We start from the raw sequence: 22,852 nt of genomic DNA, 5'->3' as shown, positions 1-22,852 counted from the left end.
TAACCCTTTTTGGATGTTTTTGCACCGCATTTTTCATAGGACCCTCCAGGTAGCTTTTACGAGCTTCATGGCGATTGGTGGTTCATTGGATTTGTCGGCCCAAGTATTGGATTCAACTTTAATTCTTGAAAAAAGTGGTAAAAAGCCACGTTATCAAGTCAAGAAATCGAGTAATTTAACTGCTAAGCAAAAGTCACCTTTTGCTATTTATTCCATTCCTCAGGTTCAATCCACTACGCGTATTTCTGGTGAAAATGTTTTGCAGGAGCGTCGTTTAGGCGAATTGTCTTTGAGCCCTGTGCATAGTAAGAGTTTTTCGGATTATAGCCTCCAACAAAATAGTTTGGTGAATCGGAGTTTTTGGAATGCTTATTCCAAAAGTTTAGATGGTTCAAGTAGCGTTCAATCCCGTGGATTGTTTCCCAAAATTGAATTACCTCCTGCGATTGATCGTATTTTTGGAGGATCGGAAGTGTATTTCAAACCCAATGGAAGTTTGTTGTTGGATATTGGCTATCAAGGTCAATATGTAGATAATCCTGCGATTCCCGTACAATTACGCTATGTGGGAAATTTGTTTTTCAATGAACAGGCGCAGATCAACTTTCAAGGCAAGATTGGGGATAAGTTGAATTTGAATGCCAACTTCGATACGAAGGCGAGTTTCAATTTCCAAAATCAATTAAAGTTAAATTGGAAGACGCAGGAGGAGGATATATTACAAAACATCGAAGCCGGTAATACTTCTTGGACCTTGAATTCGCAATTGATTCCTGGGGTTCAGAATTTATTTGGTTTAAAGACATTATTGCGTTTTGGGAATTTGGATGTGACTGTTGTGGCAGCACAGCAGCGTTCTAAGCAGGATTGTATAACAATGAAAGGTGGTTCCCAAGGACGTTCTTTCGAACTTCGGGCTGATCAATACGATGAAAACCGACATTTCTTTTTGTCGACCTTTTTTCGAAACAATTACGAACGCTCTCTACAGAATCTACCTGTAATCACAAGTGGTATTACGATCACGCGTGTAGAGGTTTATGTGACGAATCGTACTCAAAGCACTGAAACCTTACGTAATCTTGTGGCTTTGTCGGATTTAGGAGAATCCAATCCCTACAGTCGGGATAAGGCCATTATGCAGCCAATTGTCGCTGGTCAAACGGTCGATAACAAAAACAATGGTATGTATGTGAAATTGACGGCTGATGCACAAATTCGTAAGTCGGATCAGGCTTCATACCAATTAGAATCTGCTTACAACTTACAGCGGGGTACTGACTTTGATATGTTGAAAGGTGCCAAACGCCTGAATGAACGTGAATTTAAATTCAATTCCCAGTTGGGTTATATCTCTTTAGTCGCACCACTTCGGAATGATGAAGTGTTAGCAGTTGCCTATGAATACACGTTTAATGGTCGGAAATATAAGGTAGGCGAGTTGACGGAAGATTACCAGGCCCGACAAGACAATGAGGTGTTGATTTTAAAGATGCTTAAGTCATCCACGATTCGAAATCACCTGCAACATCCGATGTGGGATTTGATGATGAAAAACATCTATTCCTTGAATTCGAATGGTTTGAGTAAGCAGAATTTTCAATTGCGCTTGATTTATAAAGATGATGCGACGGGGATCGATAATTCCAATCTGATAGAAGGAGAGAAGGTGAAGGATATTCCTTTGGTTAAGGTTTTAGGATTAGATAAATTGAATTTTGCTGGGGATCCTCAACCTGATGGAAATTTTGATTACATCGAGGATGTGACCATTGATTCAAAAAATGGTAAGATTATATTTCCGGTCTTGGAGCCTTTCGGGGCGAGTTTAAAGAAACAATTTACTGCTTCGGAGTCCAATTTAGTCGATAAATATGTGTTTGATAAATTGTATCGTTTGACACAGACGGATGCACTCCAACAAGCATCTAAAAACAAGTTTTTTATCAAAGGCAATTTTCAAGCGGGTGTTGGTGGAGATATTTCTTTGCCTTTTGGTGTTGAACCTAAGTCGGTGACTGTTTCTGCGGGTGGACAATCGTTGGTCGCAGGTTCCGACTATATTGTTGAAGGGCAATCAGGAAAAGTTAAGATTTTGAATGAGGGGGTATTTCAGTCGGGAAGAGAACTTAAAGTTTGCTACGAAAAACCAGATTTATTTACCAACCAAGTTCGTACCTTATTAGGGACGCGCTTAGATTATAATCTAGGTCAAGATGTGCATTTGGGGGCGACAGTTCAGAGTATGAGTGAGACACCGCCTGCCTTTTTACGACGTGTTTCAATCGGGAATGAACCGGTCAATAATACCTTGATTGGTTTTGATGCCAGTATTTTGAAGAAATCAAATGCTTTGACACGGATGATTGATGCATTGCCAATTATCTCGACAAAGGAAACTTCTGTGATCGATTTTCAAGGGGAGTTTGCCAAATTAATTCCGAATGTCAATGATCGTGTACAAGGAAATGCATTTATCGATGATTTCGAGTCGGCGCGAGTGGTCTTTAATTTAAGTTCACAACCTACGCTTTGGCGTCCAGCCTCTACACCGAAGGATTTTGTTGTTTCGAATCCACGTGACTTGAGTTCAAATTTCCGTCGGGCGAAAATTTCTGCCTACAATGTGGATGCCAGTTTATATGGTACGGGAGGATTCTCCTTGGATGTTCCTGGCTTAGATCCGGCAACAGTAAATACTTATGCCTATGAGCGTGTGGTGACCCCAAAAGGATTATTCCCCAATAAAGATTTTGCGAATAACATTACCAATTTGCCTTTGGGCGTTTTGGACGTAGCTTATTTTCCATCAGAGCGTGGTATTTACAATTTTAATCCGAATCTGACGGCACAAGGTTTATTACCTAATCCGAAGAATAATTTTGGTGCGATTACCCGAGCGATTACATCCGATACGGATTTTGATAATTCGAATGTGGAGCAAATTGAGTTTTGGTTGATGGATCCGTTTGTTTCGGGCGAATCAGGTAAAATTCGGGATGGGGTATTTAACAAGAACAATACGACTGGAGGTAAATTGATCTTTCATTTAGGAGATATTTCGGAAGATTTTATTCCGGATGGATTCTCCAACTTTGAGAATGGGATACCAGCTGGTGAAAAGATTGTATCTGGAGGATCACAAAACGTGGAGAAGACGAATTGGGGATTAGCACCGAAACGTCAATTTGTGATTAATGCGTTTGATAATCAAGGTGGGAGAGGCCAACAAGATATTGGTTTGGATGGTTTGCCCAATCAGGTAAGTGAAAACAGTTCGATTTCGGAAGCAACTTATTTTGCGGAATATTTGAATCTAACTAAGACTCGCGTTACGGATGCGAAGGCGATTTCGGCTATTCAAGCGGATCCTGCTGGAGATGATTTTGTTCATTATTTGAGTAATTCATATAGCACGACAGGTAGCATGATTGAGCGGTATAAGAATTACATGGGAATTGAAAATAATTCGCCTACGACCGATAATCCAAGTAATTCTAACGTCACAGAGGCCAATTCCATGATGCCTGATCGTGAAGATTTGAATAATGATAATACGGTGAATGAGGTGGAAGCCTATTATCAATATGAGGTTGATTTGAAACCAGGAGGTTTAGCGGTAGGCCAAGGATTTGTGGTTGATAAGGTTAATGACGGGGGAGTGGATTGGTATTTATTCCGAATTCCGATTAAAGATAAACGTAATTATACGACTCCCGCGGGTGAAATTTCGAGTTTTAAATCCATTCGATTCTTCCGCATGTTGTTGAGCCAATTCCAAGATCCGGTTGTCTTGCGTTTTGCACAATTGCAATTATCGGGTTATTCTTATCGGAAGTTTATTGGAAATTTAGATCAACGAAATGGACAAGAAATTCCGGAAACCTACGATGCGAAGTTCCGTATTTCATCTGTCAATATTGAGGAAAATGGACCTGCAAGCAAAGGAGCCAATACGATTCCGTATGTGGTTCCTCCAGGATTTGTGCGTGATCAGGATGTAACGACGATCAATAACGCACGTTTGAATGAGCAATCCATGAGCTTATGTGTGGATAATTTACGTCCAGGCGATGCGCGTGGGGTATTTAAGAATTCTGCATTTGACTTTATCAATTACAAGCGTCTTCGCATGTTTGTTTCGATGCAAAGTCCAGACCAAGTGGATGGCCAGGTTTCAGCTTTCATGCGAATCGGAACAGATTTAACGGATAATTATTACGAAGTTGAACAAACGGGTTTACGTCAAACGCAAAAAGGTCAAAGTTTAGATATTGAGATTTGGCCTCAGGATAATGAGTTTGATGTGGAATTCGAGCTATTGAAGCAGGCTAAAATTGAGCGTGACCGACAAGGGAAGTCCTTGAATGAGCGTTTCACCTTGAATATGGTTTCTTCAACGGGTAAAACGTATCGGGTAACAGTGATGGGCCGACCGGATCAAAGTGCTTCGATGGTTTTGATGATTGGTGTTCGGAATACGGCGAAAGACGGTCAAAATAAGTCTTTCTGTGTTTGGGTGAATGAGTTAAGAGCGTCAGGTTTTGATCAAACTTCAGGAGCAGCGGCCTTAGGTAAAATGGGAATTAAGTTGGCTGATTTAGGTCAAATTACCATGAACGGCAGTTTCCGGAATTATGGATTTGGTGGTGTGCAATCCAAGATATCCGATCGATCGCGGGATAATACGAAGGAATATGGCATTACGGCCAACTTGAATTTAGATAAATTCTTACCTCAGAAATGGGGCTTTAAGATTCCGTTTTATGTGTCGTATGATCGTAGGAATGTGGCACCGCAATTTGATCCACTGGATCCCGATATTTTCTTAGCGGATGCAATTAGTAAGTTCTCGACGCAGGCGAAGCGTGCGGATTATTTGAAATTAGTGGAAGACAATACGGAACGACAAGGCTTTAATTTTACCAATGTCCGTAAGGTTCGTTCTTCATTGGCAAAGCATGCCTATGTGTGGGATTTATCGAATTTTACGTTTAGTTATGCGTATTCGGAGATGATTCGGACGAATACCTTGACAGAGACTTACCGACAATTAAGTCAGCGAGGAAGTATTTTGTATAGCTATACCTCTTCTGCGAGTTTCTGGGAGCCATTTGCGAAAATGTCTTCCACAACTCAGTGGCTAGCGCTTTTGCGTGATTTGAATGTGAATATTATACCTTCTTCGATTACGGTTCGTGCGGAGATGGATCGGAGTTTTGTGAAGACACAATTGCGGAATCAGCAATTGACGACGGAAGGGGTAGCTCCACAATTTGAGAAATATTGGTTCTTTAATAGGCAGTATGCGTTGAATTGGAATTTGACGAAGAGTATGATTGTCAATTATTCAGCGAATGTGAACTCGATTATTGATGAGCCATTTGGAGATTTGGATACACAAGCCAAACGTGATTCTGTCATGTTTAATATTAGAGCTTTGGGGAGGGCAAAAGAGTTCGACCAACAAGCCGGATTAGTTTGGCGATTACCTTTACAGAAATTGCCATTAACGGATTGGATGAATGCAGATTATACGCATCGTATTGGATATAATTATTTTGCCAATTCCTTTAATATTAAGGATTCCTTGGATATTCCTTTTGGTAACATCATTAAGAATACGCGGGAACGTTCAATCAATGGGAAAGTCGATTTTGTCTCCTTATATAACCGTATTCGTGCCTTGCGTTGGGTGAATTCAAGTAATCCAACGACAAAAGATGTTGCCCGAAATCCTGGGGATGAAGAGGATATTATTATTGCGCCAAAGAATGCGTTGAAGTCGGTCGCTCGATTGTTACTCACGCTTCGTGGTATTCAAGTGAATTATTCCATGAATGAATCAACAACTTTGCCAGGATTTAATCCTTCGCCAGGTCGTTTGGGTATGAATGGAAATTGGGGTGCACCAGGATTGGATTTTGTGAGCGGGGGACAGAGTGATCAGATACGTTTTACTGCCGCGGAGAATGGATGGTTGTCCAAGAGTATCGTTCAAAATGTCCCATTTACGCAATTGCGCCAACAAAAATTTAGTTATTCAACACAGTTGGAGCCTACGAAAGATTTACGAATTCAAGTTGAAGGAAATTATAACAAAGGCGATAATTATCAAGAGTTTTTCCGTCCAACAGAAATAGGAGGTCCATTTAAGAGTCAGAGTCCATTGCGTTCGGGGAATTATTCGATGTCGTTTTTGTCCTTTATGACTGCATTCAAGGATCCTGCGGTCGTATTTGAGGAGTTTCGGTCGAATCGTGAGGTCTTGATGGCTAGATTAAATCGGACAAAGGTTGCGGAAGGAATGTATAATAAGAATTCGCAAGATGTATTGATTCCATCGTTCTTTGCGGCTTATTCAGGTGTTTCTGCCAATGATGTGAAGTATTCGCCTTTCTATGATATTCCATTGCCCAACTGGAAAGTGGATTATAATGGCTTGAATTTATTCCCGGGTATTACGAAGAAATTCAGTTCGTTCACCATTACGCACATGTATTCAAGTACATATAGTGTTGGGAATTTTGTGTCATCTTTGGAATATGGGCAGCTAGCGAATGACTTCCAAAATCTTACTTTGAATAGTCTATTATATCCATTGTCATCACGCTTTGACCCGGAAACGCATACGTTGATACCCGTATATGTGATGAGCACGATATCATTTACCGAGCGTTTCTCTCCGTTGATCGGTGTAAATGCGATTACGAAGAGTCGGGTTTCCTTGCGTTTTGAATACAACCAGGATCGTTCGGTTGGTTTGAATTTAGCGAATTCGCAGGTTGCTGAAATGGCCAATAAAGATTTAACTTTTGCGGTTGGCTTTACAAAAGCCAATATGTTGATTCCATTTAAGATCAATGGTCGGTCGGTACGTTTACCAAATGACTTGCGCTTCAACATGAATTTAACGATTCGAGATACGCGAACTTTACAACGTAAATTAGATGCTGAGACGGTTGTGACGCAGGGCTTTGTGAATTTCCAATTTAGGCCACAGATAAGTTATTCGGTGAGTGATAAATTATCAGTAACCGCATATTTTGATAAAATGATGAATAACCCTTTGGTTTCCAATTCTTTCTACCGTTCGACGGTGGCAGGAGGATTTCAAATCCGATATAGTTTAGAATAATTCCGGTAAAATTTTTGCAATCAAGCCTGAATTTAATGACCTTTGCAAGCAAAAAAATACGAACATATGAATTTCCCAGCAGATTTAAAGTATACGAAAGAACACGAGTGGATTAAGATTGAGAGTGATGTGGCGATTGTAGGTATTACGGATTTCGCACAAAGTGAATTAGGTGATATTATTTTTGTTGAGGTGGAAACTGTAGGGAAGACCATCGCACAAGATGCAGTGTTTGGAACGGTAGAGGCTGTGAAAACGGTTTCGGATTTGTTCTTACCTGTTGCAGGAGAAATTGTTGAATTTAATACGAATTTAAATAACAGCCCAGAATTAGTTAACTCGGATCCATTTGGAGAAGGTTGGGTTGTGAAAATGAAACCAAGTGATTTGGGCGACATTGATCAATTGATGGATGTAGCGACCTATCAAGCATTTGTTGGACATTGATTTTTAAAACCCTGATTTCAGGGTTTTTTTTTAGCTTATACAAACATGCGGATTTTATTTAAATCAGTTTTAGTATCAGACTCTCGCTCAAGCTTTGCTGGGAAGACGATGGATTTATTGGGGGAAAATGGCCAATGGATTCAAATCGCTTCATCCATTGAAGAAAAGGCCGATGTTGTCATTGAAGGTAATCAATTGCATTTGAGTCCTTCTGTTATCGACCTACGTGTACACAACACCTTACCTGGTGGTGAACATCGGGAGGATTGGGATAGTTTAGGAAAATCGGCCCTGAAAGGAGGCGTGTTGGATATGTTGTTGTTGCCTACGGGTTCACCGGTGCCCCAACAAGCTGATGCGATTCGGTTTATTAGCCAAAAATCAGATGCCATTTCTTTTTATCCCATGGCTCCTTTGAGCCTAGATAATAAAGGAGAGAATTTTACCGATTTATTTGATTTACATCGTGCGGGTGCGTCATGGTTTGGCCATGGAGCGGGTTCTTTGCAGCCTGTGGATTTGATGTCCAAAAGTCTTCAATACCTGCAAACCTTGCCAGTAACGATTGTTAGTCGGCCGGACACGGAGGCATTATCGCTTTATGGTCAAATCCATGAAGGATTACAAAGTACTTTATTAGGCTTAAAAGGAATACCAGTCTTGAGTGAAAGCATGAGTATCCAGCGGGATTTGGATTTGTTGCGCTATGTACGTGCGAATGCCTTTGGATTAGCACATGCTGATTTCCGACTGCATTTTTCTTGTATCTCGACCGCTGCGAGTATTGATTTGATTCAAGCCGCCAAGGCGGAAGGATTGCCTGTGACAGCTGATGTGGCTGTGCACCAACTGGTTTTTACAGAAGATGCCATTGCTGATTTTGATACAAATAAGAAAGTGTTTCCACCTTTCCGAGCGAACTCTGATTTGGAAGCTTTGTGGAAGGGCTTAGCTGCAGGTACCATTGATGCAGTTGTTTCGGATCACCATCCGGTGGAATTTGAATCAAAAGCCTTGGAATTTGATCATGCGGATTTTGGGACGATTGGTCTTGAAACATTGTTAGCCGCTTTTGTGGATGTAGCAGAAAAGCGTGGATTGACTAATTGCTTGGATTATGTTACCAGTAAGCCAGCAGCTTTATTAGGAATTCAATTGCCTGTAATTGAGGTGGGTTCTCCTATCAAAGTGGTGGTATTTGAGCGGGGAATACATCATGTTTACCAAGAAAGTGATATTTTGGGGCGATCGAAAAATTCGTGCTTCATCGGAGTGACTTTTTCAACGCAGATTAGCCATGTAATCAAGGGAGATCAAATTTTATATCAACGATGAGTGAGTTAAAAGGTATATGGCCGCGATTGATTGGTGTGAGTTTAGTATGCGTTCTATTGATGGGTGTTTACTGTTATGTTTTAACTGTTAATGGCATTATACCTTTGGCAGGTAAAAAGGCGCCGTCTTTTGTTCTTGTTTTGTTGGCTCAAGTATATCTAGCAAAAAACTGGGTAGGAGCCAATCGGGGCGCTTCGGTACATTTTCTGAAATTATTCTTGTATCAGTATATTTTTGTATTGTTGACGGCACTGATTGGAGCATTCTCTTTGTATTATTTCTACGAATCTGCATCGGGTTTAGAGGTGCTTCAAGATTACATTCGCATCAGCGTGAATGAATTAGGGCAATACAAGGATGTGATTATTAAGCAAGAAGGGAAGGAGTATTATTTCCAACTAATGCAAGGTATTCAGGGAATCAATGCATTTAGCATCGCCCGAGATGAGTTTAGTCAAAAGTTGTTTCTAGCGTTTTTGCCAAATTTGTTAATTTCACTTTATTATAAACAATAAATATGGAAACGAATACATCATCTAAAAGTTTGATTCTTATTAAATGGGGGATTATTGGTGGCTTGATTAGCTTCCTTGTATCCGTAGTTACGCAGTATTCAGGATTAGCTGAGGACTTTTCGGAAACATTGGGTTGGGTCTCGTTTTTAATAACTTTTGTAGTTAATGTCACTGTTTTGTTTTTGGCGTTAAAAGAGGTCAGAGAGCAACAAGGCGGATATTTAACTTATGGAGAGGGCTTAGGAAGTTCTACATTATTAGGTGCACTGTGGGGACTTGTGGCGGGTGGTTTTAACTACATTTACATCAATTTTATTGATAATGCGGTTATTCAAAAACAGATGGATTTAGCGCGCCAGCGACTTGAAGATCAAGGTATGTCGGAGAGTCAAATTCAAGATGCTGAAAAGATTACGAATATGATGCTAGGTCCTGGTGTTCAGTTTGTTATGGTTGTTGTTGCCACCACTTTCTTTCTATTTGTTTTAGGACTTATTGTTTCAGGTATCATGAAGCGTGAAAAACCGATGTTTGACGAATAAGCATGCTAGCAATCATCCGAAAAGAGTTAAGTCATTTCTTTAGTTCCTTTTTGGGATTAGGCATTATGACGGCTTTTTATGTCTTGATGGGGATTTATTTGTGGTGGTTGGATGGTAACATACTCGATTATGGATTTGCAGAAATGCAGGTTTTCTTCGATTTAAGTCCTTGGTTTTTTCTCTTTTTTATACCAGCCATTTCGATGCGTTCTTTTGCGGAAGAGTTTGAGATGCGCACTTTCGATTTATTAAGAACCTTGCCGGTTTCCATGAATTCAATCGTGATTGGTAAATTGCTGGGTACATTTATCCTGGTATTGATCATATTAATTCCCACAGGTATTTTCGTTTATTCGATAGGCCAACTCGGCAGTCCTGAGGGGAATTATGATGCTTCTTTGATAATTGGTGCTTATACCGCTTTAATATTGCTTTGTGCTGTGTTTATTTGCTTGTCTACTTTAGCTTCTGTGCTTGTTTCCAAACAGTCCTTAGCCTTTGTCCTCGGTTTAGTCTTTAATTTCGCTTGTTGGCAAGGCCTGCAAGAAATTCCTGCGATGGAAACCTGGTCGGTGTATGCACATTACCAACAAATGAGCAAGGGCGTCATCGATGGCAGTAGTGTCCTTTATTTCGTGGGAATATGCTCGATCTTAATCGGATTAATTCGCTTGCGATTGGATTTGAAATTTGCTTAAGCCTTGTAGTCGGCAATAGCGAGTTGATCCGTACATAAATTTATTTCCGCTTGTTCATTGGAAGCGATAAGAATCAACTTATGCCTTTGGCTTTCCAAAGCTCTGTAAAACCAGTTCTTTGCCGTTTCATCCAAATTGGAAGTAGGCTCATCTAAACACAAGATTGGTCTGTCGGCAGCTAAAGCAATTCCCAACTTTACTTTTTGGCGCATTCCGGATGAGAAATTCTTAATGTATTTCGTTTCGGATGGGCGTAGGTCGATGAAGGATGAGAAAGCTTCGAAATCCCAACGAGCTGTAAGAAAATCAATTTGAATCAGGAAGTTTAATAATTCGGGTAGTGTGAATTCTTCGATTAATTCGGAATATGGAGCAGCGAAGCTGATTTGCTTGTTGATATCTTCCGATAGGCCTTCAAATTCAACCTTGCCTTTATTCGGTAGGCTATATTGGGCAAGGGTTTTTAGGAGGGTAGATTTACCTGCACCATTTTGACCTATGATTGCATAGGATTTACCTGATTCAAATGTATAGGATAATGCCTTGAAGACCCATTCCTGGCGGAATTTTTTGTGAATACCTGTGGCAATGATCTTCATGGGAGCCATTTTATCCTTTCATAATTCCACGCTCTGAATTGCGAATAAAATCAACGATTTCGTCGCGGTAAGCAGATTGAGGAATATTGGATTCGATTTGATTCAAAGCTTCTTGGTTGTTCAAGCCTTTTAAATATACGTAGCGGTAGATGTCTTGGATTTCAGCAACTTGTGCATCATTAAATTCTCGACGACGTAAACCTACAGAATTAATGCCAGCATAGCTAAGCGGTTCCCGACCAGCTTTTGTGAAAGGAGGGACGTCCTTGCGAACTAATGAGCCACCGGAAATCATGACATGTCGGCCAATCGATGCAAATTGATGTATTGCTGATGAGCCACCAATAATCGCAAAATCACCTACGGTCACATGTCCTGCCATTTGAACGGCATTAGCTAGAATACAATTATCACCAATGATGCAATCGTGTGCCACATGGACATAAGCCATGATTAAGCAGTTTTTGCCGATAACCGTTTTTTGTTTGTCGGACGTACCCCGATTAATCGTGGCACATTCACGAATGGTTGTATTGTCACCAATTTCTGCCGTGGTGATTTCGCCACCAAATTTCAGGTCCTGTGGAATCGCTGAAATAACGGCTCCAGGAAAAATACGTACATTTTTACCGATTCTTGCACCGGGGAAAATAGTTACGTTGGATCCAATCCACGTACCTTCACCTATTTCTACATCCTCATGAATAACAGAAAAAGGATCTATGCTGACATTAGCAGCAATTTTGGCATTGGGATGTATTACAGAAAGTGGTTGACTCATAATCAAATACCTAAGATTTTCTAACTAAACTAGCCGTCATTTCAGCTTCACAAACTACTTGTCCGGCTACGTAGGCCTTGCCAATCATTTTGGCAATTCCCCGACGAATTGGAGCAGTTAATTCACATTTGAAGATAACGGTATCACCTGGAATGACACTTTTACGGAAGCGGCAGTTTTCGATGCCCACTAAGTACGGCCAATAATTCTCAGGATCCGGTACAGAGCTTAATACGAGGATACCACCTGTTTGTGCCATGGCTTCTACCTGCATAACTCCTGGCATTACCGGGTTGTTCGGGAAGTGACCCATGAAATAATTCTCATTCATGGTTACGTTTTTAACGCCAACTACGCTGTTATCATCCAGGTAAATGATTTTATCAATCATTTGGAAAGGATAACGGTGTGGTAATAATTCGTAAATCCGTTCGTGCGAACAAATAGGAGGTTGTTTTGGGTCGTAAACAGGGACATTGTTTTTCTCTGTTTCCAACATCAATTTCTTGATTTTTTTAGCCAATTCAACATTGGATGCATGACCTGGGCGTGATGCCAAAATCTGTGCTTTGATTGGTCGGCCTACTAATGCCAAATCCCCCATAACATCCAACAATTTATGGCGTGCCATTTCATTGTTGAAGTGTAGATTCGTATTGTTTAAGATACCTACTTCCTTGGAAATGGATACTTTGGGTTTGCCTAAAACTTCAGATAAATGTGCTAATTCTGATTCTGAATAGTCCTTATCTGCGATCACGATGGCATTATTTAAATCTCCACCCTTGATTAAACCCGCTTTATATAAGGCTTCAAGTTCATGCACGAAACAGAAGGTACGGCACATAGAGAAATCCTTTTCAAATTGAGAAACATGACTTAAGTTGGCATGTTGGCTCGACAAGAATTTCGAGTTATAATCCACCATTACAGCGATGCGGTAATCATTTAGTGGTAATGCGGCTAATTCGATTCCTTTGTCTAAGTCTTTGAAACGAACCTCTTCGGTTAATTCAAAGAATTTACGGTGCGCTTCTTGTTCAACAGGTTCTGCATCTTTTAATGCTTCCACAAATTTGATGGAAGATCCATCCATAATCGGTGGTTCAGGGCCATCTAATTGGATGAGAATATTATCAATTTCAAGACCTACCAAAGCTGCTAAAACGTGCTCAACGGTGTTGATACGGGCACCATTGTGCTCAATCGTTGTTCCGCGGGATGTATCTACGACATAGTCTACGTCCGCATCTGCAATCGGTTGGCCCGGTAAATCCACACGCTGAAATTTAATTCCGTGATTAGCTGCCGCGGGTAAAAAAGTCATATTGGCTACAACGCCTGTATGCAAACCGACTCCGGAAAGCGTGACAGATTTAGAAATCGTATGTTGCTTATTATTCATAAGAAAGGGTACGCTTATTTAATTTTATTAATCTTTTCGAATAGCTCCGGCAATTGTCGGATTAATGCGCTACGTTTTAAATTGTCAACATTATTTGTTGCAGGAAAACCACCCATGGTTTGACCTGGCGTTTTGATTGATTTCGTGACGCCGGATTGTCCCGTAATGATGGTTTTAGGTGCGATGCTGAGGTGACCAGCAATGCCAACTTGTCCGCCGATGAGGCAGTTTTCACCTATTTTTGTAGAACCAGAAATCCCCGTTTGTGCGGCGATGGCGGTATTTGCGCCAATCTCCACATTATGGGCAACCTGTACTAAATTATCTAATTTAACGCCTTTGCGAATGAACGTAGAACCCATGGTTGCCCGATCAATCGTGGCATTGGCACCAATGCTTACATCATCTTCTATGACTACATTTCCTAACTGAGGAATCGCTTTGTAGGTTCCATCTGCTTGAGGAGCATGACCAAAACCATCTGCACCAATGACCGCATTGGCATGGATAATGACATTGTTTCCAATAATCGTATCCTTGTAAATAACTACGCCAGGATAAATGATGCAATTGTCGCCAATATGTACATTTTTTCCAATGCTGACGTGGTTATGTATGCTATTATAATTACCAATGCTTGATTGCGCATCAATAAAGGATAAATGGCCTACAAATAGATCTTTTCCTACTTTTACGCCATCCGCAATATGCGCTGTTATTCGTATGCCTGTTTCCCGTTCCGACATCATTTCTTGGTACTTTTGCAACAAGATGGTAAAAGCCACATAAGGCTCTTTCACACGGATAAGTGTTGATTTTACGGGAGATTTTAATGCCAAATCAGTTGATACGATGACTGCCGTGGCGTCCGTTTCGTATAAATAAGATTCGTATTTGGGGTTGGAAAGGAAAGAAATGCTTCCTGTTTTTCCTTCTTCTATTTTATCGAATCCCGTAATGCATTGAGTTCCGTCGCCTTCTACTGCTCCTTGAATCATGGTCGCTATTTGGTCAACGGTAAACTTCATATAGGATAATTCGAATTTAGAATGTTTGTGAGTTCAATACACCTTGCAAATATACGCTCTTTGGGCAACAAAAATAGTATTTTTTCACAATCTTACTTAGGGCTTGTATGGTTGGGAGGTCAGATGCCTCCGTTAGCTCGACCACTTGACCTAGTTTATCGACGATTTTAATCGTGTTATCCCCTTGGACATAGGCCGAATTGCTTGTGGACCCTTCGATGACAAAATAGGATAATTCTTCATCGTTGATTTGCAGTGTTGATTTGATTTCTTCGGAGATCTCCGTGCGTTTTGACTTGGGAAGCGGTTGGCTGCCGAGTTTACACGTAAACAATTTCCGACTCAAAAAGTGGGAACATAAAAGCGACAAGATTTTATCGTCAGCATCTTTCCAGGTTTTTATAGCAGCCCAAACATCATGGTCATCTAAATCCGTGAAGGCGATTAATAGGTTAGGATCGGCGGTGAATTCTTCCCAGGTATATTCTTTGCTTAGGAATTGCATCAATGCTTTTGAACAGCTCAGTGGTTTATCTTGGTTAATGAGGTATTTCGCTCGACGAAGAATTTGAATCAACATCGTTTCTGCTGCGATGGCTGTTTTGTGTAAGTATACTTGCCAATACATCAAACGGCGCGCCATCAAGAAATTTTCAATCGAATAAATCCCTTTTTCTTCCATGACAAGATTCTCGTCTTGTAGGTCAAGCATACTTAATAAACGCTCAGAACCAATGAAACCCTCACGAACCCCCGTGTAGAATGAATCGCGAGAAAGGTAGTCTAGTCGGTCAACGTCCAGTTGGCTCGAAATCAACTGATGAAAAAACTTTCTCGGATAGGAATCGTCAAACATGGAGATTGCTAAACTCAGTCGGCCTTCAAAATGTTGGTTCAGTTTCTCCATAATGAGATTTGAGATCTCTTCGTGGTGAACATGATTCAACAATGTATATTCTAATACATGGGAAAATGGGCCATGTCCGATGTCGTGAAGTAAAATGGCAATCTCAGCAGCTTCCATTTCGGCATCAGAAATCGCATAACCTTTGGCCTTTAAATTATTCAATGCCTCATCCATGAGGTGCATGGCACCGAGCGCGTGGTGGAAACGTGTATGATGTGCACCGGGATAAACAAATTCGGCGAGGCCTAATTGTTTGATTCGCTTCAAACGTTGAACGAATGGATGGTCGATCAGTTTGAGGATGAAAGAGTTATTGATTTTAATGAAGCCGTAAATCGGATCATTGATGATTTTGGTAGGAAACATGGTAACGAGCTAGCGTTTTTTCAAGCCTTAAATTTAGAAAATATTCACTCCAAATTAGTTCGAAAGCAATAATTAATTAATTTTGCATCACATTAGGTCAAGCTAATGCGGACTTGTAGCTCAGTTGGTTAGAGCATCTGACTCATAATCAGGGGGTCCATGGTTCGAGCCCATGCTGGTCCACAAAGACACTCATCTGAAAAGGTGGGTGTTTTTTTTTGGACGTTGGACATTGGACTGTGGTCTGTAGAGACGCGATACCTCGCGTCTAATCTACAAAACTAATAACCCCAGACTTCAGTCTGGGGCTGTAGACGCGAAGTATCGCGTCTCTACAAAATGGGATTCAGATACGAAGTATCGCGTCTCTACAAAATGGGCATATTATAGTTTAATTCTTAATTCCAATTTCCCCCCCAATCCCAATTCTACAATCTTTTGCAAGTTCGAAATACGCACCTCTTTGATGTCATTTTCTATTTTGGAAATATAGGACCGGGTGCTGCCTACCTTCTGGGCTAATTGCTCTTGCGTTAAACCTGCTTTAATTCGGGCGTCATGAATGAGGGCGCCAACTTTAAATTGTTCGTATCCGCGTTCAAATGCCTCTCTTTTTTTTGTTCCTTTCGGGCCATAATGCTGCGTTGTGAACTGATCTAATGTGGTGGTATTAGGATTCGTTTTCATAAGCTTGTTTTATTTTAATGGCTTTTTCTATTTCTTTTTGTGGCGTTTTTTGCGTTTTCTTTTGAAATCCATTCATCAATACGATTAAATTTCCTCGGTCAAAAAAACAAAAAATGCGAAAAATGTCTGATCCAAAATGTATTCGTATTTCATAAAGACCAATTGTTCCCACCATGTATTTTAAATAGTCTGAAGGTACTTGATGGTATTCTTCTATCAATTTTAGAGTCCACATTATTTTATCTTGAATTTTTGGCCGTTGTGCATCAAAAAACTCACGATAATAATGATTGTATAAAATGACTTGTCTGATTTTTTGCATCGCAAGTTACATTATTTTTGTTGTACTAAAGTGAAACTTTTGATAATTATTTTTTTAGGACTTGGAGACAAACTTAGTTCTAGAAGATGGCTTTTTTGTCTAGTAAACTGATAATATAGTCGTTTGACGTTGGACGTTTGTATGTAGAGACGCGATACCTCGCGTCTAATCCCCAGGTTAAAACCTGGGGTTATAAAATGTTTTGACGTTGGTCGTTAGACTTTGGACTGTAGACTGTAGACTGTAGAGACGCGATACCTCGCGTCTAATCTATAAAACTTATAACCCCAGACTTTAGTCTGGGGTCGTAGACGCGAAGTATCGCGTCTCTACAAAATGGGATTCAGACGCGAGGTATCGCGTCTCTACAAAAAGGAATTTAGACGCGAAGTATCGCGTCTCTACAAATAGCCAACGTCTAATGTCTAATGTCCAACGTCTAATATAACACTCCCAACGCCACCGCCGCCGCGGCCATCAGCATCATCGCGATGGTTCCCATCACATTCAGGTAGCGGGTATTTGTATATTCACCCATGATGGTTTTATTATTGGAAATATGTAGTATGATCCCGATCAACACAGGTGCAGTCACACCATATAAAATTGCAGTATAAATTAATGCTTGAATAGGGGAGATTCCGATGTAATTCATGGATAGGCCTAATAACAATGATATCATGATGATGACATAAAAGCCTTTGGCCTCATGGAATTTTTTGTCGAGACCTTGTTCCCAACCAAATGTCTCCGCGTATATGTAAGAGAGTGATCCACTTAATACAGGGATGGCTATTAAGCCTGTTCCAATGACACCTGTAGCAAATAAAACATAAGCCAAATCGCCCGCCAAAGGTTTTAAGGCCATAGCCGCCTGTTCCACCGTGTCGATTTGATGAATGCCTGCTCCATACAAAACCGTACCCGTTGTCAAAATGATAAAATACATCACAAAGCCCGAAAAGCCCATCCCGAAATCCACATCCTGTTCCATTGCATGAATCAAGCGCTTATTCACCATCAAATACTTTTTCTTGTGTTGCATTTCCTCCACTTCCACGGATGCCTGCCAGAAAAATAAATAAGGTGAAATCGTTGTTCCTAATATCCCCACGATAATGGCCAAATAGGCTTTGGAAAATTCAAATTTGGGGATAAAGGTAGATGAGAGAATTTGGGCAAAATCTTGTTTGTAAAGAAAAGGGACAACAAAATAGACCAACATCACGATGCAGAGGTATTTCAGCGTCGAGGCAATTTTTTGGTAGGGTAAATAGATGATGAGACCTAGCAAAATGATCGTAAATAGAACACTGAAATAAGTCGCTTCAATTTGGGGAAATAACAAATTTCCCACGGCACCCATGCCTGCAATGTCCGCCCCAATGTTCATGATAATTGCGGGTGTACTAAAAATTAACATGACATAAAGCACAGGTTTGGAATAATGTTTCTTCAGTGTTCCCGTCAATCCTTGTGAGGTCACCATTCCAATTCGTGCGCACATTTGTTGGATCGCCGCCATCAAGGGTATCGTAATGATCGTCGTCCAAAGTGTCATTAGCCCAAATTGAGCCCCCGCTTGCGAATAAGTTGCAATGCCTGAAGGATCATCATCACTCGCTCCCGTGACCAAACCGGGCCCAACAGATTTCCAAAATCGCTTAATCTTTGTTAGTAGGCTCATACTTTTGTATTGATTTTTGTCAACTCCTACGCAGTTTAATGATATTTTCCTATTTTCGTGTTATGCGTAAACATAATTTTAGTCCTGGTCCCGCGACCTTACCTGCTGTCGTTTTCCAACAAGCCGCTGATGCACTCGTCGATTACAATCATTCTGGCTTAAGTATCGCTGAAATTAGCCATCGGGCGCCTGAATTCATGCAAATTATCGAGGAAGCTAGTGCGCTTGTTCGTGAATTATATCAATTACCTGATTATTTTGAAGTTCTTTGGTTACCGGGTGGTGCGAGTTCGCAATTGGCCGTCGCCCCCATGAATTTATTGGGTCTGAACGATTCCATGGCTATTGTGGATACGGGTTTTTGGGCGCTGCGTAGCATCGATGCCGCGCGTGAATTAGCGCAGGTACATGTTTTAGCTTCTGCGTCAGAAACGCATTATGATCGTATTCCAAAGGATTGGACTTTGCCTGCTGATGCCAAATACCTGCATGTGGTCTCCAACGAAACCATCGAAGGGATTCAATACCATCAATACCCAGAAGTGGATATTCCGTTGGTGGCGGATATGACCTCCGACTTCCTCAGTAAACCCTTGGATGTAGATCGATTTGGAATCATTTTCGCTTCTGCACAGAAAAATTTTGGCATTGCTGGAATTACTTGTGTTTTGGTGAATACCAAAGTGCTGCCTTCCAACAGTGATCGCAAAGTCCCTACGATTTTTGACTACCGAACGCATATTCAAAATCAATCGCTCTATCATACGGTTCCAACATTTCCAGTATATGTAGCTCTGTTGATGTTGCGCTGGATAAAAGCGGAAGGTGGTTTGGATGAAATGCAAAAAAGATCAATTGCGAAATCGGAACTACTCTATACTGAAATAGATCGTAATCCCTTGTTTGAGGGAATTGCTGTCAAAGAAGACCGATCGGTGTTGAACGCTTGTTTCCGAGCGATTAGTCCGGAAATCGAAATCCAATTTTTAGCACATTGTTCAAAAAACAATGTGGTGGGTATCAAGGGATTTCCAACTGTAGGAGGATTTCGTGCCTCGATGTACAACGGCATGAACATCGAAAGTGTTGAACTGCTCGTTGATTTAATGAAAAATTTTAAACCTGAATTATGAAAATTATCATTGCCGGTGGGGGAATAGGTGGTTTGGTGACGGCAATGCGCTTGCACCAAGATGGCCATGATGTGCATGTGTTTGAATCGGTCAAAGAGGTGACTCCGCTCGGGGTGGGTATCAATTTATTACCGCATTGTGTTCGGGTTTTGACGAATTTGGGTTTGCAGGATAAGATAGCGCAGATTGCCGTGGGAACGGAGGAGTTGGTATATGCAAACCGACAAGGCCAGTTTTTCTGGTCGGAGCCCCGCGGAAAGCATGCCGGTTATCGTTGGCCGCAATTTTCCATTCACCGTGGGCATTTTCAGGTTTTGTTGTGGGAAGAAGCCATGCGCGTTTTGGGACCGGATAAATTGCATGCCAATGCGCATTTGCAAGATTATGAAGATTTGGGCGATCAGGTCAAAGCGACTTTTGTCGAGAAAGAATCAGGTGAACATTTAGCTGAGGTTGTTGGGGATATTTTAATCGGTGCCGATGGAATTCATTCCACTTTGCGAAAGAAATTATATCCGGATGAAGGCGGCGTAGTATTTTCGGGCAATGTTTTGTACCGTGGCACGGCGCGTATGAAGCCCTATTTGACGGGAGCTTCCATGGCGATGATCGGTTCGATGAAGCAGAAAATGGTGATTTATCCGATTTCGAAAGAATTGGATGCGGATGGAAACCAACTCATCAATTGGGTTGCCAATTTGCGTCAGGCATCTGGAAAGGAGATAACGGTTCGTGATTGGAATCGTACAGTAGGGAAGGAGGAATTATTGGAAATATATCAATCTTGGCAATTTGATTGGATCAATGTGCCTGAGATGATTGAAAATACCCATGGCGGAATATTCGAATTTCCGATGTCGGACCGCGATCCGTTGCCTCGTTGGTCTTTCGGTCGGGTGACCTTATTAGGTGATGCTGCGCATCCGATGTATCCGATTGGCTCAAACGGCGCATCACAGGCGATTTTGGATGCGGATGCTTTGGCATTAGCCTTACAAAATCATGTTGATGCAATTGAGGCATTGAAGGCTTATGATTCGGAACGTGTGCCTGCGACGGCTCAGGTGGTGTTGCAGAACCGACAAAAGGGTCCTGATTTTATCATGGATTTGATGGAAGAACGTTTTCCAAAGGGTTTTCAGGAAGGCGAGGTTCCGCATGCCGAGTTGGCCGAAGTGATGGCCCACTACAAGAAAGTAGCCGGATTTGATGTAGAAACCTTAAATGCCAAAGCCTGATGGAATTGAAATTATTTTTAGAAGCGGAGATTGTGTTGGGTGAAGTTCAAGATTTAGGAGCTCGAAGAATCGTTCGTGTGATGGGCGGTAAGTTTTGGTCGGAGGAATTAAAAGGAACGATCTTAGAAGGTGGTGGAGACTGGCAACAGATTCGTGCGGATGGCGTGGTAGAAATTGATACACGCTATACGTTGAAAACAGATGATGGAGCATTGATCTACTTAACGAATCAAGGATTGCGTGATGGAGGATATATGCGGACTTTTTCGCGATTTGAGTCTAACGATGAACGCTATACTTGGTTGAACAAACGCTTGTTTGTTTCGGATGGGGCAAAGGTGGATGGAGTGGTGAAGCATTCCTTCTATGAAGTCTTGTAGAGACGCGATACTTCGCGTCTTTTTCCCCAGGTTAAAACCTGGGGTTATAAATATTGGTCGTTAGTCTTTGGACTTTAGACTTTGGATATTTTCTCTTTGGCAAACCTTTCAGGATTGCCAAAGCTTGAGACACATGAAATGTATCTATTTCCCCAGGTTAAAACCTGGGGTTATAATAATTTTAAACTCAGGCTTTAGCTTGGGGATCCTTAGGCTAAAACCTTGGGGGGGTACCTCTTAACTCTTACCTCTTAACTCTTAACTCTTAACTCTATTTACCTATGAAACGAATTGAATTTATTAAATCTTCAGCCCTTTTGGCATTCAGCGGATCGCTGTTGAATTTTCAAAAGGCAGATACGGGCCTGACCAACTGGGCAGGCAATTTGCGCTACCATGCGAAACAGGTTGTATATCCTACAACTGTTGATGAATTGCGAAAAGCGGTGCTGGAAATTAAGCAAGGAAAAGCTTTAGGTTCGAAGCACTCGTTTAATACAGTGGCGGATACGACGGAGACTTTGATTTCTACTTCCAAATTGAACAAGGTTATTTCTTTGGATACAGTTAAAGGCCTAGTTTGGGCAGAAGGGGGTATTAAATATGGTGATTTGGGATTATGGATCGACCAAAGAGGCTATGCCATTCATAATTTAGCTTCATTGCCCCATATTTCGGTTGCGGGTGCTTGTGCAACTGCGACGCATGGTTCGGGTGGGACGACAGGTAATTTATCTACGGCTGTTGAGGCCATCGAGATTATGAAGGCGGATGGTACCTTGATGATGTTTGATAAAAGTAATCCCAAATTTTACGGTGCTGTGGTGAATATTGGGGCATTGGGAATCGTGACCAAAGTAGCTTTGAAGGTATATCCACGTTTTGAGGTGACACAGGAAGTGTATGAGAATTTGCCGATGTCGGCTTTGAAAGGAAATATCGATACAATTTTTGGTTTGGGATATTCCGTTTCCATGTTCACACATTGGCTGGACCAAAACATCAACCAATTATGGGTCAAGAAAAAGGTAGAAGGAACATTCAAACCGGGACCTAAAACGATTTTGGGTGCGACGGCTGCTACGACCAATTTACATCCAATTAAATTAAATTCCCCGATTAATTGTACAGACCAAATGGGCGTTCCTGGTCCATGGTATGAGCGTTTACCGCATTTCAAGATGGGTTTCACGCCTAGTAATGGTGCTGAATTGCAATCGGAGTTTTTTGTGCCACGCAAACATGCCTATGAGGCTTTGTTGGCTTTGGAAAAATTGCATCCAGAAGTATCTCCCATCTTATTTGTGACAGAAATTCGTAGCATCGCGGCGGACGAATTATGGTTGAGCCCCGCCTATAAACAAGACGTCATCGCCTTCCACTTCACGTGGAAACCCGAAACGGAAAAAGTGATGGCTGTTTTACCTAAAGTAGAGGCGGCATTAAAACCGTTCAATTACATGCCGCATTGGGGTAAAATCTTCACGATAGCACCGGCAGATTTGCAAAGTCGCTATCCGAAATTTAAGGATTTTGTGGCTTTGGCGAAGGAGATGGATCCGGCAGGGAAGTGGAAGAATGGGTTTTTGGAGCGGAATATATATTCCTAGACATTGGTCGTTGGACTGTAGAGACGCGATACCT

The 22,852-nt window shown here is 41.3% G+C and carries 18 protein-coding genes and 1 tRNA gene; 11 read left to right on the top strand and 8 right to left on the bottom strand.

Annotated features, from left to right (window positions below):
• Nucleotides 1-13 precede the first annotated feature (13 nt).
• From sov to SKC38_RS06695, 6 genes are all read left to right on the top strand, one after another.
• Nucleotides 14-7,138 (top strand): T9SS outer membrane translocon Sov/SprA, encoded by a 7,125-nt coding sequence (gene sov / locus SKC38_RS06720; protein WP_377976254.1) that lies wholly within the window; start codon nucleotides 14-16, stop codon nucleotides 7,136-7,138.
• A gap of 66 nt (nucleotides 7,139-7,204) precedes the next feature.
• Nucleotides 7,205-7,585, top strand: coding sequence for a glycine cleavage system protein GcvH (gcvH, locus tag SKC38_RS06715; protein ID WP_377976253.1), 381 nt, complete (start codon nucleotides 7,205-7,207; stop codon nucleotides 7,583-7,585).
• A 45-nt stretch (nucleotides 7,586-7,630) separates the two neighbouring features.
• Nucleotides 7,631-8,920, top strand: coding sequence for a dihydroorotase (locus SKC38_RS06710; RefSeq protein ID WP_377976251.1), 1,290 nt, complete (start codon nucleotides 7,631-7,633; stop codon nucleotides 8,918-8,920).
• Nucleotides 8,917-9,435 carry a hypothetical protein gene (locus SKC38_RS06705; RefSeq protein WP_377976249.1) on the top strand — a complete coding sequence of 173 codons (519 nt, stop codon included), beginning with the start codon at nucleotides 8,917-8,919 and terminating at the stop codon, nucleotides 9,433-9,435. The genes SKC38_RS06710 and SKC38_RS06705 overlap by 4 nt, the downstream gene beginning before the upstream one ends.
• 2 nt (nucleotides 9,436-9,437) lie before the next feature.
• Nucleotides 9,438-9,977: a DUF4199 domain-containing protein gene (locus SKC38_RS06700; RefSeq protein ID WP_377976247.1), complete on the top strand. Its 540-nt coding sequence runs from the start codon at nucleotides 9,438-9,440 to the stop codon at nucleotides 9,975-9,977.
• 2 nt (nucleotides 9,978-9,979) lie between these two features.
• A complete protein-coding gene (locus SKC38_RS06695) occupies nucleotides 9,980-10,675 on the top strand; it encodes an ABC transporter permease (RefSeq protein WP_377976246.1) in 696 nt (231 codons plus the stop codon).
• Here SKC38_RS06695 and SKC38_RS06690 read toward each other — a convergent pair.
• The 5 genes from SKC38_RS06690 to SKC38_RS06670 are packed head-to-tail and all read right to left on the bottom strand — an operon-like array spanning nucleotide 10,672 to nucleotide 15,761.
• A complete protein-coding gene (locus tag SKC38_RS06690; protein WP_377976244.1) occupies nucleotides 10,672-11,274 on the bottom strand; it encodes an ABC transporter ATP-binding protein in 603 nt (200 codons plus the stop codon). The genes SKC38_RS06695 and SKC38_RS06690 overlap by 4 nt on opposite strands.
• A gap of 10 nt (nucleotides 11,275-11,284) precedes the next feature.
• Nucleotides 11,285-12,055 (bottom strand): acyl-ACP--UDP-N-acetylglucosamine O-acyltransferase, encoded by a 771-nt coding sequence (lpxA, locus tag SKC38_RS06685; RefSeq protein ID WP_377976242.1) that lies wholly within the window; start codon nucleotides 12,053-12,055, stop codon nucleotides 11,285-11,287.
• 10 nt (nucleotides 12,056-12,065) lie between these two features.
• Nucleotides 12,066-13,460: a bifunctional UDP-3-O-[3-hydroxymyristoyl] N-acetylglucosamine deacetylase/3-hydroxyacyl-ACP dehydratase gene (locus SKC38_RS06680; protein WP_377976240.1), complete on the bottom strand. Its 1,395-nt coding sequence runs from the start codon at nucleotides 13,458-13,460 to the stop codon at nucleotides 12,066-12,068.
• Nucleotides 13,461-13,474: 14 nt separating this feature from the next.
• Nucleotides 13,475-14,488 (bottom strand): UDP-3-O-(3-hydroxymyristoyl)glucosamine N-acyltransferase, encoded by a 1,014-nt coding sequence (gene lpxD, locus SKC38_RS06675; protein WP_377976238.1) that lies wholly within the window; start codon nucleotides 14,486-14,488, stop codon nucleotides 13,475-13,477.
• A gap of 16 nt (nucleotides 14,489-14,504) precedes the next feature.
• Nucleotides 14,505-15,761 carry an HD domain-containing protein gene (locus SKC38_RS06670; protein WP_377976236.1) on the bottom strand — a complete coding sequence of 419 codons (1,257 nt, stop codon included), beginning with the start codon at nucleotides 15,759-15,761 and terminating at the stop codon, nucleotides 14,505-14,507.
• 109 nt (nucleotides 15,762-15,870) lie between these two features.
• Between SKC38_RS06670 and SKC38_RS06665 the strand changes: the two genes are divergently transcribed.
• A tRNA-Ile gene (locus SKC38_RS06665) sits at nucleotides 15,871-15,944 on the top strand.
• A 201-nt stretch (nucleotides 15,945-16,145) separates the two neighbouring features.
• Here the strand turns inward: SKC38_RS06665 and SKC38_RS06660 are convergent.
• The 3 genes from SKC38_RS06660 to SKC38_RS06650 form a co-directional block, all read right to left on the bottom strand.
• Entirely contained in the window at nucleotides 16,146-16,448 is a 303-nt protein-coding gene (locus tag SKC38_RS06660; protein WP_377976234.1) for a helix-turn-helix domain-containing protein, read from the bottom strand.
• Complete coding sequence (locus SKC38_RS06655; RefSeq protein WP_377976233.1) at nucleotides 16,432-16,770, bottom strand: type II toxin-antitoxin system RelE/ParE family toxin; 339 nt, start codon at nucleotides 16,768-16,770, stop codon at nucleotides 16,432-16,434. The genes SKC38_RS06660 and SKC38_RS06655 overlap by 17 nt, the downstream gene beginning before the upstream one ends.
• Nucleotides 16,771-17,209: 439 nt before the next feature.
• Nucleotides 17,210-18,457, bottom strand: a complete 1,248-nt coding sequence (locus SKC38_RS06650) for an NRAMP family divalent metal transporter (RefSeq protein ID WP_377976231.1) — start codon at nucleotides 18,455-18,457, stop codon at nucleotides 17,210-17,212.
• Nucleotides 18,458-18,519: 62 nt separating this feature from the next.
• On the opposite strand from SKC38_RS06650, the gene serC reads away from it, so the two are divergent.
• The 4 genes from serC to SKC38_RS06630 all read left to right on the top strand — a co-directional run bounded on the left by serC (nucleotide 18,520) and on the right by SKC38_RS06630 (nucleotide 22,818).
• On the top strand, nucleotides 18,520-19,590 hold the full coding sequence (gene serC, locus SKC38_RS06645) for a 3-phosphoserine/phosphohydroxythreonine transaminase (protein WP_377976229.1): 1,071 nt from the start codon (nucleotides 18,520-18,522) through the stop codon (nucleotides 19,588-19,590).
• Nucleotides 19,587-20,828 carry a flavin-dependent oxidoreductase gene (locus SKC38_RS06640; RefSeq protein WP_377976227.1) on the top strand — a complete coding sequence of 414 codons (1,242 nt, stop codon included), beginning with the start codon at nucleotides 19,587-19,589 and terminating at the stop codon, nucleotides 20,826-20,828. The genes serC and SKC38_RS06640 overlap by 4 nt, the downstream gene beginning before the upstream one ends.
• Nucleotides 20,828-21,208 (top strand): DUF3237 domain-containing protein, encoded by a 381-nt coding sequence (locus SKC38_RS06635; protein ID WP_377976225.1) that lies wholly within the window; start codon nucleotides 20,828-20,830, stop codon nucleotides 21,206-21,208. The genes SKC38_RS06640 and SKC38_RS06635 overlap by 1 nt, the downstream gene beginning before the upstream one ends.
• Before the next feature lie 281 nt (nucleotides 21,209-21,489).
• A complete protein-coding gene (locus SKC38_RS06630; protein WP_377976223.1) occupies nucleotides 21,490-22,818 on the top strand; it encodes an FAD-binding protein in 1,329 nt (442 codons plus the stop codon).
• The last annotated feature ends 34 nt before the right edge of the window (nucleotides 22,819-22,852 follow it).

The organism is Aquirufa echingensis, assembly GCF_042714525.1.
GTDB lineage: Bacteria > Bacteroidota > Bacteroidia > Cytophagales > Spirosomataceae > Aquirufa > Aquirufa echingensis.
Note: the sequence above shows the minus strand (reverse complement) of the source record. Positions and strands in the feature narration are given on the sequence as shown.

Coding starts and splice junctions, on each gene's coding strand:
- SKC38_RS06670 (WP_377976236.1), bottom strand. CDS start 15,761: ATGTTTCCTACCAAAATCATCAATGATCCGATTTACGGCTTCATTAAA.
- SKC38_RS06705 (WP_377976249.1), top strand. CDS start 8,917: ATGAGTGAGTTAAAAGGTATATGGCCGCGATTGATTGGTGTGAGTTTA.
- serC (WP_377976229.1), top strand. CDS start 18,520: ATGCGTAAACATAATTTTAGTCCTGGTCCCGCGACCTTACCTGCTGTC.
- SKC38_RS06650 (WP_377976231.1), bottom strand. CDS start 18,457: ATGAGCCTACTAACAAAGATTAAGCGATTTTGGAAATCTGTTGGGCCC.
- gcvH (WP_377976253.1), top strand. CDS start 7,205: ATGAATTTCCCAGCAGATTTAAAGTATACGAAAGAACACGAGTGGATT.
- SKC38_RS06640 (WP_377976227.1), top strand. CDS start 19,587: ATGAAAATTATCATTGCCGGTGGGGGAATAGGTGGTTTGGTGACGGCA.
- SKC38_RS06700 (WP_377976247.1), top strand. CDS start 9,438: ATGGAAACGAATACATCATCTAAAAGTTTGATTCTTATTAAATGGGGG.
- lpxD (WP_377976238.1), bottom strand. CDS start 14,488: ATGAAGTTTACCGTTGACCAAATAGCGACCATGATTCAAGGAGCAGTA.
- SKC38_RS06630 (WP_377976223.1), top strand. CDS start 21,490: ATGAAACGAATTGAATTTATTAAATCTTCAGCCCTTTTGGCATTCAGC.
- SKC38_RS06695 (WP_377976246.1), top strand. CDS start 9,980: ATGCTAGCAATCATCCGAAAAGAGTTAAGTCATTTCTTTAGTTCCTTT.
- sov (WP_377976254.1), top strand. CDS start 14: ATGTTTTTGCACCGCATTTTTCATAGGACCCTCCAGGTAGCTTTTACG.
- SKC38_RS06660 (WP_377976234.1), bottom strand. CDS start 16,448: ATGAAAACGAATCCTAATACCACCACATTAGATCAGTTCACAACGCAG.
- lpxA (WP_377976242.1), bottom strand. CDS start 12,055: ATGAGTCAACCACTTTCTGTAATACATCCCAATGCCAAAATTGCTGCT.
- SKC38_RS06655 (WP_377976233.1), bottom strand. CDS start 16,770: ATGCAAAAAATCAGACAAGTCATTTTATACAATCATTATTATCGTGAG.
- SKC38_RS06710 (WP_377976251.1), top strand. CDS start 7,631: ATGCGGATTTTATTTAAATCAGTTTTAGTATCAGACTCTCGCTCAAGC.
- SKC38_RS06680 (WP_377976240.1), bottom strand. CDS start 13,460: ATGAATAATAAGCAACATACGATTTCTAAATCTGTCACGCTTTCCGGA.
- SKC38_RS06635 (WP_377976225.1), top strand. CDS start 20,828: ATGGAATTGAAATTATTTTTAGAAGCGGAGATTGTGTTGGGTGAAGTT.
- SKC38_RS06690 (WP_377976244.1), bottom strand. CDS start 11,274: ATGAAGATCATTGCCACAGGTATTCACAAAAAATTCCGCCAGGAATGG.